This window comes from Bhargavaea massiliensis (genome assembly GCF_050480245.1).
Classification (GTDB): domain Bacteria; phylum Bacillota; class Bacilli; order Bacillales; family Anoxybacillaceae; genus Anoxybacillus.
Map to the genome: position 1 here is coordinate 1 of NZ_JBCNEQ010000042.1, position 11,025 is coordinate 11,025.

The 11,025-nt window shown below is 42.7% G+C and carries 11 protein-coding genes and 1 pseudogene; 4 read left to right on the forward strand and 8 right to left on the reverse strand.

The genetic code is table 11. The features are described from left to right. Nucleotides 1-127 precede the first annotated feature (127 nt). Nucleotides 128-628, forward strand: a complete 501-nt coding sequence (locus ABEV15_RS08535) for a sigma factor-like helix-turn-helix DNA-binding protein (protein WP_339171355.1) — start codon at nt 128-130, stop codon at nt 626-628. A 47-nt stretch (nt 629-675) separates the two neighbouring features. On the opposite strand, the gene ABEV15_RS08540 is transcribed toward ABEV15_RS08535, so the two are convergent. The 3 genes from ABEV15_RS08540 to ABEV15_RS08550 all read right to left on the reverse strand — a co-directional run bounded on the left by ABEV15_RS08540 (nt 676) and on the right by ABEV15_RS08550 (nt 2,766). After that, nucleotides 676-1,086 carry a type II toxin-antitoxin system HicB family antitoxin gene (locus tag ABEV15_RS08540; protein WP_121678196.1) on the reverse strand — a complete coding sequence of 137 codons (411 nt, stop codon included), beginning with the start codon at nt 1,084-1,086 and terminating at the stop codon, nt 676-678. Nucleotides 1,087-1,112: 26 nt separating this feature from the next. Continuing rightward, nucleotides 1,113-1,304: a type II toxin-antitoxin system HicA family toxin gene (locus tag ABEV15_RS08545; RefSeq protein ID WP_064220537.1), complete on the reverse strand. Its 192-nt coding sequence runs from the start codon at nt 1,302-1,304 to the stop codon at nt 1,113-1,115. 280 nt (nt 1,305-1,584) lie between these two features. After that, on the reverse strand, nt 1,585-2,766 hold the full coding sequence (locus tag ABEV15_RS08550) for an IS701 family transposase (RefSeq protein WP_498852954.1): 1,182 nt from the start codon (nt 2,764-2,766) through the stop codon (nt 1,585-1,587). 130 nt (nt 2,767-2,896) lie between these two features. Here ABEV15_RS08550 and ABEV15_RS08555 point away from each other — a divergent pair. From ABEV15_RS08555 to ABEV15_RS08565, 3 genes and pseudogenes are all read left to right on the forward strand, one after another. Then, nucleotides 2,897-4,066, forward strand: a pseudogene (locus ABEV15_RS08555) (lanthionine synthetase C family protein); the annotation flags it as partial. 341 nt (nt 4,067-4,407) lie between these two features. Continuing rightward, complete coding sequence (locus tag ABEV15_RS08560; protein WP_498852955.1) at nt 4,408-5,106, forward strand: response regulator transcription factor; 699 nt, start codon at nt 4,408-4,410, stop codon at nt 5,104-5,106. Then, on the forward strand, nt 5,093-6,511 hold the full coding sequence (locus ABEV15_RS08565) for a HAMP domain-containing sensor histidine kinase (RefSeq protein ID WP_498852956.1): 1,419 nt from the start codon (nt 5,093-5,095) through the stop codon (nt 6,509-6,511). Before ABEV15_RS08560 ends, ABEV15_RS08565 begins: the two co-directional genes overlap by 14 nt. A 93-nt stretch (nt 6,512-6,604) precedes the next feature. Here the strand turns inward: ABEV15_RS08565 and ABEV15_RS08570 are convergent, their stop codons facing one another. The 5 genes from ABEV15_RS08570 to ABEV15_RS08590 all read right to left on the reverse strand — a co-directional run. Beyond that, the gene (locus tag ABEV15_RS08570; protein ID WP_008881434.1) at nt 6,605-7,039 is read right to left on the reverse strand and encodes a NisI/SpaI family lantibiotic immunity lipoprotein; all 435 of its coding nucleotides are present in this window, start codon (nt 7,037-7,039) and stop codon (nt 6,605-6,607) included. A 54-nt stretch (nt 7,040-7,093) separates the two neighbouring features. Further along, nucleotides 7,094-7,882 carry a lantibiotic immunity ABC transporter MutG family permease subunit gene (locus ABEV15_RS08575; protein WP_498852957.1) on the reverse strand — a complete coding sequence of 263 codons (789 nt, stop codon included), beginning with the start codon at nt 7,880-7,882 and terminating at the stop codon, nt 7,094-7,096. 1 nt (nt 7,883) lies between these two features. Then, nucleotides 7,884-8,630, reverse strand: a complete 747-nt coding sequence (locus tag ABEV15_RS08580; protein ID WP_498852958.1) for a lantibiotic immunity ABC transporter MutE/EpiE family permease subunit — start codon at nt 8,628-8,630, stop codon at nt 7,884-7,886. An 18-nt stretch (nt 8,631-8,648) separates the two neighbouring features. Continuing rightward, nucleotides 8,649-9,338 carry a lantibiotic protection ABC transporter ATP-binding protein gene (locus tag ABEV15_RS08585; RefSeq protein WP_008881431.1) on the reverse strand — a complete coding sequence of 230 codons (690 nt, stop codon included), beginning with the start codon at nt 9,336-9,338 and terminating at the stop codon, nt 8,649-8,651. Between the two features lie 661 nt (nt 9,339-9,999). After that, the coding region (locus tag ABEV15_RS08590) for an IS110 family RNA-guided transposase (RefSeq protein WP_498852959.1) at nt 10,000-11,025 on the reverse strand (1,026 nt) is incomplete at its 5' end.

Here is an 11,025-nt window from a genome sequence, read left to right on the forward strand (position 1 = left end):
AAAAATAATCGGCCTTGACATTAGGAGCTATTAATAAATGTCGAATTATTGATATGACAAGCTTTTAACACCTAACAGATGTTAAAAAAACAAACTGTTAGGGGTGCACATATCACAGGAGGCATCGATGGATGAGCTCTTGCAAGAATATAAACAAACGTTGAAACAGACAAAGAAATTACTTGAGCATGCGCCAGAACAAGACAAAACCATTATTCGTCAAATGATTGCCGACCTTGAATTTGTGATTGAATGGCTCACGACTGGACGACAACCTGGTCACAAAAGAGGCATCGAGCGTCGCGCTGCCTATCAACGCGAGAAACTTTTTGACCCATTGCTCATGCAAAAATATTTCCATTCCAACGAACCTGTCTATGAATGGGACGACCACGAAAGAGAAAGCGTCATTACAAGCTGGGATCGGGAACGCATTGGGGATGCATTATCGGTGCCCACCGAACGGGAACGAGAAGTGTATCTCATGTCACGAGGATATTGTCTAACATATGGCGAGATTGCGAATTATCTTTGTATCTCTTCGAGTAGTGTCCAAACGATGATTGAACGCGCTGAAAGAAAAATTAAAAAACGAATCAAAGAAAGCCTCTTCTGCCTTTGTGGGTGAAGAGGCTTTTTTATAATTTATTTAATTATTTTTATAATTTATTTAATTTATCGGTCGGTAGCACCAAGATGCTTCTTTAATGCTTCTTGAAGAATTTGGGAGTAGTTCACGTTATGTTCTTTCGCTAGATCATCAAGCCATTTCGGGATAGTCAACGTCTTTTTAACTGCTTTGTTTTCCATTTCATGTCTAAAAGGTGGCATCCATACTTCGACGAACACAACGACTTGGTGTTTTTCTGTTTGAATTTCCGATACTTTTGAAGGCTGAGGGATTTCTTCATTTTCCTGCTCTAATCCATACAGATGCAATGCCATCGCTTCTTTTGCCATTTGAAATGCTTCTTCTTCTGTGTCTCCGCAGGTAAAACAGCCAGGAAGATCAGGGAACTCAACAGATATCCCATCGCTACCATAATCGAAAATAGCTGGATAAATATAACGGTCTTTTTTATGCATATATGTTAACCTCCTTTAGGAGGGGCTTAAAGTAGTCCCGCCTGTTTAAGTATGCTTTTTACTGTTTTAGTGGGTAAGTCTTTCTTAGGATGAGGGATGGTCACTAATCCGGGTTTACTGGGATGTTTAAACTGATGATGACTGCCAGTCGTTCTGACTATGTACCATCCGTCTTGCTGTATCATTTTAATTAATTCTTTTGAAGAGTAACTCTTCATTTCCCTCCCTCCTCGATTTCATTATAACACGTATAATAATACGTATCAACATTTTTTCGTTATTTTGTGCTTTTTTGTCGTGTAAATGCCACTAATATGTAGAACGACATTTTCCTCCTTTCATGAGTACCTAGCTTTTGACTAGGCACTTATTTTATGCATGAGGTGATGAGGATGTATAAGTTATGTAACCATCTATCGGATGATGAAATAAAAAACTGTAGATGAGCAATTTTCATAACAATAATTACCATGTAAAAAGAAACAAACAGGGTACCCCTTATACCACATGGAGCTGTTTTTTCACGGTATCAATGGGAATATTTTGTTTCGCTGCACAGTAAATGAACTCCACGAGGCTATGTCCTTTTCTCTTGCGCAAGAGATCGAGCCCATCAGAAAAATCGCTGTTCGACTCGAATAGGCTGTACACGTAAGCAAGCTGCACCAAGATCCAGTAGCGTTTCACCGCCCGAACCTGACGAACACGGTACCCATCGAGCTTCAGCCGGTCTTTCGCTTGTCGAAAAAAGCATTCGATCGACCAGCGTTGGGCATAGTGGCGCAAGATGTCTTCATCGCTTAGCTCCCGGTCGGCGCTCAAGACGCAGTGAAGATGTTCCGATGTCATCAGCTGATTGGCTTTCCAAGCGAGCAGCACCACCGCATGGTCGAGACCGTTGAGCGCTCCTTCGTAACGATAGACGCGATAATGCTCTTCCCCCACCGTGACGAGGTGAGTGTCATTCGGTTCGATGGAGCGGGCCAACTGCTTCGCTTGGACGGCAACGCCGTTCGGATAGAGAATCCGGTTCGTCTTGAGCATCGCGATGACGTGGAATCCTTTTTTCAGACAAGCTTCCACGAGCGCTTTCGATGGATACCACGAATCCATCAGCACATAAACGGGACGGCGTACATCCAACGAAGAAAGCATCTCGATCGCGAGTTCCCCTTTGCTTTTCCCCGCCGTCTTGTCGTAGAGGCGGAAGGCAAAGGGAAACGCCTGGGTTGCAGTATGAACCATGAACCAAACAAGAGAATGGCCCCAAATCGATTTTTTCTCTGAGTGAGAGTAGTGCCAATCACACCCTTGAATGGCGTGTGTTGCCCGTGACGAGGGCTTCGTTTTTTGGCAAATCGTATCATCGATCGAAACAAAAATGAGTTGATTCTCTCGTTTCGAGCTGCGTTCGACACGATGAAGCACCCACTGCTGGGGTTTATGAAGCAGCGCCTCTTCCTCCCATGGGCTTTTCGTGAAAAAATGGCTGAGTGTCGTGCGGTGGTTCGGATGAAAGCTCCCATGATGAAGATCGGTCAATGTTCCCGAAAAGCCCTTCGTGATCATCGCATCCACGATATGAACGAGATGCTTCATAACAGGTTTTGAAAAATAAAGGGCCAACCCCAACATCGTGAAAAACTTGTGAATTCCTTGATGATGTGCTAATCCATTCATGAGACATGAACCTCCTTGTAAATGGTTTGGTAGCACATCTATTCTAACCAAGGAATCGGGTTCATGTCTCCTTTTTTGTTTCGATGTAAATTTATGTTAGTGATTTTGCTCATCTACAGTTAATGAGTTAAGTTTAAGCCATGGGTTACCAGCCTTATGTGCGCTGTACGACGAATTGAGCGAACAATATCCGGATGAAGGTTGGGATTTATTGGGGCATCAATACATGAAAGAAATCGGTGAACAAATGAATCAACACGGCTTCCCTTCTTTATCCATGTTTACCGGATTAGCAGGGATCGGCCTTGCTGCAGTATGTTTATCCAAGGGAGGAAAAAGGTATCAAAACTTTATCTCAACGATTAATCAAGTCATCGAAGAAAGAATCGGAGAAATGATCGAGTATTTGAAACAGAAACCGTATCCGAATATGGACGATTACGATGCTGTTTCGGGAGTAGCGGGTATAGCGAGCTACTGCCTATTATTTCCACAAGAGATGAAAAAGAGTATTACGTTAATCTTAAAATACATTATAGATTTATCTCAAGATAAACAAATGGAGGATATCAACGTTCCTGGCTGGTATATTCCTCCAATGAATGCTTTTTCAGACACCGAAAGTAGAAAATGGCAATCGGGTTTCTTTAACATTGGGTTGTCTCACGGTATACCTGCTTTACTCATTGTCTTGTGCAATGCCAAAAAACTGAATATTTACGTAGATGGGCAAGATGAATGCATTCAAAGAATAGCTGATTTTCTTATGAAGTTTCAAATTAAAGATGAAAATGGCTCTTATTGGGGGACTCATGTTTCTCTAGAGGAATACAAAAATGGCTCTGTCCTAAACAAAGATACAAGGGATGCCTGGTGTTATGGCACGCCTGGTGTTGCTTATTCGTTACTTATAGCAGGTAAAACTCTAAATAATCAATCATACATTGATTGTGCTGTCAGCGGAATGAAACTGGCAAGCAAACGGCTTTACAACATTTTTTCTCCTTCCTTCTGTCATGGTTTATCGGGAGTTGCGTATATATGCAACAGATTTTATGAAGAAACGAATATCAGCGATTTTAAGGAAGCCGCCTGCAAATTAGTCGATGATATAATAAAATTTTATAATGAGGAATTCCCTTTTGGCTTTAAAAATATTGAGGAGAGCGAAGGAAGCACGAAATATTATGATTATGTGGGACTAATCGATGGAACAGCGGGAATTTTATTGACGATATTAGCTATACAAAACTCGAAAAAAACGCCTTGGGATTGTGCATTTTTATTATCTGAAGTTTAAATGTTGTTTATATACAATGGAAAAGCCGACTGATCGATGGTTGGAGGCAAGCAGCAGAGGGGGCTCCATCATACCTTGGCGTACCGATCGGTCGAACAACTCCCTAAAAAGGGTGTTGTTCGATCGACCGGTCATCGATCAAATATGTTGGAAAAGGTTCATAGACAAGAGGTGTCTTTCACCCGGGCGTCACTCAAGACGTGCGCATTTTTTAGTAAAAAGCAACAAAGAGTAAAGCTTCACATTGCACCTATGAACAATGCAACGGTGTTATGAGATTACCCCATGATATGGGGATGGAATAGGTTAAAATGCGATTCAACTGTATGGGGGATCAAAAGATGAATAACAAGAAAATTTTGGTCGTTGATGATGATGAAGATATTTGCTGCACCATTAAACAATATTTGGAGCTTCATCATTATCAGGTAGAAACGGTCCACAGCGGTGTAGAAGCGTTGAAGATGATAAACGACGATTTTGATTTGATTGTGTTGGATATCATGATGGAAGGAATTGACGGGATGGAGTTGTGTCGCTTGATTCGTGACCGCGTCGATGTCCCTATTGTTTTTGTCAGCGCAAAGACGCTGGAGGAAGATAAGGTTCAAGCTTTGGCGATCGGTGGGGATGATTACATCACCAAACCGTTCAGCTTAAAGGAGTTAAAGGCGAGAATTGATTCTCATTTAAGAAGGGAAGAACGGATTCGTTCAAACGAGAGATATCTTTTGAGTTCTAAAAATATTACGATTGATCTTTTGGCTAACGAAGTCTTTTGTAAAGGAAAGAAATTACCGTTCACAAAAAAAGAATATGAGATTGTGAAGTTGTTGATGCTCAATAAAAAGGTCGTTTTCTCCAAAGAAAGAATCTTTGAACGAGTATGGGGGATTGACTCCGACAGCCAGTTAGACACTGTTACAGAAAGCATTAAAAATATTCGAAAGAAAATCAAGGCCGTCGATCCAGACACCTCTTATATTCAAACATTATATGGGCTCGGCTATAAATGGGATGTGACCGATGAAAAACAATAAAACGATTAAACGAGATTTTTATTTGTTAGTTGTGAAAGTTGTGCTGGCAACGGCGATTACTTCGGCCTTTACTTATATATGCATCATCTATTTGATTATGACATTAACCACCAACCATGTGGTGAAACCGACCAATTATTTCGTGAAAGATTTGGATTTGATTGAGAAAAAGGTGAAAGAAAACGAAGAGGCGATTTTCAAGGGGAGATTAATCCCTATCCATCGTTACAGTGAAAAGATACAGGGAGAAGTTGTAGACATCAGCGGTAAGCATCTGTATGGTGATCGAGAAATTATAGACGATCAAGTGGATATTAGTCAATCGATCAACCGTGAGATTGTAAAAGGAAGCTATGTGTATCGGTTCATTCCCCTGAAGCATGATAACGCCATTCAGGCGGTATATGTGTTGAAAGCGCCTTTCGGGTTTATCATTAACAATCAAAATCGCTTCGAAGCCGTGTTGATTTATGCTGTGATGTTTATTTCTCCGTTGATCTTTTTTATTGTCTATTTGATTTTCTTTACATCTAGGCTGTACAAATCATTGTTTCATAATGTCAAATTGTTGCTCCAGGCTTCGGATCACATTGCAAGCGGGAATTTTGATTTTCAAGTCTCGGGGTTGAGAAGAAAAGAGTTTATCAAGATCCAGGATTCCTTTAATACCATGATCAGTGCACTGAAAGAAATGGTGGAACGTTTAGCAAAGACCGATGACGAACGAAAAATGATGGTATCATCGATCGTACATGATATCAGAACCCCGTTAACGGTCATCCAAGGACAAATTGATTTGATTCAAGATTTGAGAAAGTTGGACCACTTTGATGTCACTCCCCATTTAGAGATTATTCGCAAAAACTGTGGGAAGATGACCATGTTGACAGATAATTTGTCGTTGCTCTATAAAGTAGAGAATGACCACTTCTCATTGAATGGAAAAGAAGTGGATGTAAGGCAAATCCTTGAGGAGAAAAAACTAGAGATCTCAACAATGGTTTACCATCAAAAATCGATAAACATTTGCTTTGATGTGAATTTGCAAAAATCATCTTACATACTTGATGAAGCGATGTTAATGAGAGTGTTGGACAATATTTTATACAACAGCCTGAGGTTTACAAAAAGCGGAGAAATTAAGTTGGAAGTACATGATGAGAAAGAGGGGAATGAATGGAAAATCTATTTTCGCTGTTCAGATACAGGAACGGGATTTAAAGAAAACGATACGTCTTTGTTGTTCCAGCCTTTTTACCAGGATAAGCAGTATAAAAATCATGTTGGATTAGGACTGTATATTGCCAAACGAATTGTGAATCATCATGGCGGTGAAATTTGGGCCTACAACAATGAAAAAGGTGGAGCGACGGTTGAATTTTATATTAAGGAGTTATCTGATTAATCATCCAATCTTATGGGCTTTCCGCCGTTATAGAGAGTGGAGAATGCAGCTAGGGAGGAATTTCTCTTTCCCTAGCTGACAGTCTCTAAGCCTTTATTTTCTTTTAGCAATCAAAAATTGGTGGTTCACCGTAACAGCTACTTCTTCATCTGGGTTTACGCCTTTGATGCTGTATACCCAGCCAAAGTTCAAGTGAGTTCGTTTTTCATCCGTTTGATCGGGAATGACTTCGATCTTTCGCAGCTCTTTTTTACTCAAGATTTGATGATGCTCATTGATGGTAATCGTCTCCGCTACTTTCCCGATCGGTTTGTTCAATTGATTCCGATCAACTTTTGCTGCTTGAATCATGTACGTTCGGCCTTGATAGTGAATTTCTTGCAAATTTTCTTTGTTCAACTCGTATTTTGGTAATTTCCGATCGATCTCCATATTTTGTGTGGCTGTCTTTTTTAAGTCACTGACAAGTGAACAACCTCCTATAAAGAGGATTCCAATCAACATGAGGAGTAAGATGAAGTTTTTCATCGTTACTCTAAAACCTCCTTTTTTACCATCCCATTGAGAGGGAGCAGTGAACTTTCATTCATGTGGTTGATTTCCTTCCCAACGGTGAAACCAGATCGAACCGATGATGGTGACGATGATGAAGCTTAGAAGGGCATAGGCTATTCCTTCCCATAATGATAGTGAAAAGGAATTTAACAACTGCGCCCCCAAGGCTTGCTTTACTTCGGGCATCATGAGAATCGGAAATTGTGAGAGACGAACAGCCCAAGCCCAAGGAATATAGCTCCATGCGTGATCGCCTAAGGAAGTTGCGCCAATCAGGGCGGAAATGAGAAATCCGCCGCTTCCTACTGCGATCGAGGCTCCCATTCCAAAGGCAAAGCTGATGAACAGATGCAAGGAAAAAAGGATGAGTGAGCCCACGATGGAGAGCATGGCTCCTTGCAAAAATAACTGATAATGAATGTGCGCCACTTTGAGTACGTATTTCATTCCAACGAGCATGAGAATCGTCGCTAGCAAGATGTCCGCGCATGCAATAAAGATGAGCAGCGTGAGTTTGCCAACATACCATTGAACTTTGGATACAGGACCGGTCAAGATGTTCATGAAACTTCCTGCTTTTTCTTCTTGATCGGACATCAGCCCAGTCAGTAGGGAGATAATGATCGGTAAGGAAACGGCCATTACTTCAAAAAATCCTTGATAGATTTTCATCTGCCAAAACGTAGAGGTACGGTAGTGCGAAAAATACCATACCATAAAGAGCGAATAAATGATTGGCGTGATGATGACCATCACCCGAATCGCTGTGCGTTTTGTTTTTATCCATTCGGATGACAGAAGGCGAAGAAACCACATGTCAATACACTTCCTTTCGCGCAAACCAAACGGCGGTTAAAAAAGATAACAATAGAAACATGACAAGGGCAATCGCCAGGCCTATTGGAATGACAGAAGGATCCAATAGCGGACTCCCTTTTTCCAAAGGAACACCGTTCGGATGAACCCCGACGATCGGGCACATCATCCTCATTCCCCAGCTCCATGGGATGAACAGCCAATACGGTTGTGCGGCCATGACTACCCCTAAGGCGAGGCCAATGAAACTGACAATGAGCGAGACTACCATCCCGAACCGCTCGGTTACAAATAATCCGATCGGGATATAGGCTAAAGAGGTCAACCAAATGACCAAGCTGGCGAATACGGCAACCGTAGCTGATGAGAGGCTGTTGGGCAAAAGCCATTTCAATAAAACAAGTAAGATGATCAGCTCTATTGTTGAGAGCAACATGTAATAGGCGATGACGGTGATTTTGCTCCACCATAGACGCACGATGCTAATGTCGTGACAACGCAATACTTTATCGTTTCCTGACTTTTTCTCCCTTACCGTTGACAAGGAAGCGATCAAGGCTGTTCCAATCGGAACAAAAATCAATGGCCACCAATTAAATACGGCATATTCGAAATAATTGTGTGTGGAATTTACAGTTGGCATGGTGATGATGGCGTACAGGACAAAGAAAAGCGGAGCGATGAATACAAGTTTTTTCGCAAACGTCCGCTTATATTTTAAACGTTCTGACTCGAACATATTGAGCATGATTTCCACCCTCCTTCATTACTCGTTCACTACATCGACAAAGAGTTTTTCGAGGTCTTGACTTTCGTCTATTTTCCCTTCGTACCTGAGTTTTCCGTTTTGGATAATGCCAATATAATCGGCTAATTGCTTAACTTCGGACAAAATATGGCTCGATAGAATGACGGTGATCCCGTTTTCGGTAAACGATTGAATGAGTTTTCGCAAGTCCTGTATGCCTAATGGGTCCAAGCCGTTTGTTGGTTCGTCGAGAATGAGCAGCTTTGGATGGTTTAAAAGAGCTTTGGCAATTCCTAATCGCTGTTTCATTCCGAGGGAAAATTGAGATGCTTTCTTTTTCCCTGTATTTTCTAAGCCGACGATGTTCAAAACTTCTTGGATCCGCGACTCAGGCAAATGAAGCAATTTAGCGTGAACAAGCAAGTTTTCATGAGCCGTTAGATTGCCGTAAAGAGCAGGGGATTCGATCAGCACACCGATATCTTTTAAGTCCTTTCTGCTCCAAGGATGGCCGTTGATCATGATTTCCCCTTTCGTAGGACGCAAAAGCCCTGTCAGCATTTTTAAAAGGGTTGACTTTCCGGCTCCATTTGGTCCAAGCAATCCATAAACCGTCTGTTTCTTGACTTTAATGGATACATCATCTACGACGAGTTGTTTCCCAAACGCTTTGCTTACATGATGGGTCTCTAACATATACTCTCCCATGTTCATTCTCCTCCTATATATAGAAAATTGGGTGGTGATGTTGCTTTTAGCTGGCATTAGCGAAAGGAGCGATGGCGATATCCGTGCTGTGTTTCATATTAATGGTTCAATGTAATGTTTTTATAAGAAAATGAGCACATGGATGATGTTTTTTACAGATTGGGCTTCGTACCTTGGTTTATCGTTTGCTGTTGCCGTGATCAGCGCTCTTCATTGACCAGTGAATGAAAATGATTGGAAATATCGATGAATTTGAGCGGTTAAGCTGATGTCACACGTGGTGAGGAAACAGAATGGTCAAGGGGGCTGTTGTAGTACGTACATAGGGAGTGGGAGGCGGATGAATCATCATAAGGGGTAGTGTCCATTTTCATGGTGAGGCGGTTGACTAATGAACAAAACATATCATTTGTGGGGTGGGAATCACCCAACCCACAATGATTTTCAAATCTTATTTATGGCAACAAAAACTGGACTGAACTTCCTCCGTTTTGTATCCTTACTCAAATAATCATTGACAAGCATTCATTTTGATTAATACGAACGTCAGGGGTTATATCTATCCTGAAAACACCATTTAAGACAAAAAAACGGAGCCCACCTAGCCTTCGGAATCGGATTCCAAAGGAGGGTATTTCAGTATATATATGGTTAATAAGTGCTATGCACTCGTTTTTTCCAGTTTCACTTCGTACCCTAGTCCCTCTAATCGTTTCACCGTTTGACGCACGATGCTCGCTTCTCGCTGCCGATCCCAGTAGTCGGCTCCCAACTCTCTATACGGTTCCTTTCGAGTTAAGATGTAATAGATCATTTCTAAAATCGTTCTCCCGACCGCGACACTCGCTCGATTTGCTCCTCTTCGTTTGGCGATCCGATGATACTTGGCCGATAGGTACGTGTTCTTCGTTCGGGCGGCGGCACGGGCGCATTCCACGAGGCACGACCTTAGCTTCTTGTTCCCTTTCCTCGTTCGACCTGACAACCGTTTCCCTGCACTCTCATGATTCCCGGGAGCCATTCCGGCCCATGAGGCCAAGTGCGCGGCGGTAGGGAACCGGCTCATATCCGTCCCGATTTCCGCTGCAATTTGTTCCGCGCTTTGCCGCCCCACTCCCGGGATCGTATCGATGAGCTCCAGCGCTTCATGAAAAGGGCTCGTTCGTTCCTCGATTTCCCGATCCAACCGGGCAATCGCTTCATCTAAATACTCCACATGACGCCATTGCTCGGCTAGCATCATGCGTTGATGCGGCCCCATCACTCCTTTCAATGCGCGCCGGAGCTCTTCCGTTTTTTGTTTCAGCCGCCCTTTGGCGAGCTGGGCGAGGGCCGCCGGATCGTCTTTTCCTTCGATAAGGGCGCGAATGATGAGCCGGGCCGACATCCCGTTGATGTCGGATACGACCGAAGAAAGCTTGATATTGGCTCCTTCTAGCACTTTTTGGATGCGGTTGAGCTCCCGTGCCCGTTCCTCGATCAAACTGCGCCGATAACGGACCAGTTCCCGGAGCTCCCGCTGAGCTCGATGAGGGATGTAACCCCCTTTTAGCAATCCATGGCGAAGCAAGTCCGCGATCCATTCAGCATCTTTGACATCGGTCTTTCGCCCGGGAACCGCTTTGATGTGTTGGGCATTGACGACAAGCACTTCGATCGGCTCTGTTTCGAGGAGATTATACACCGG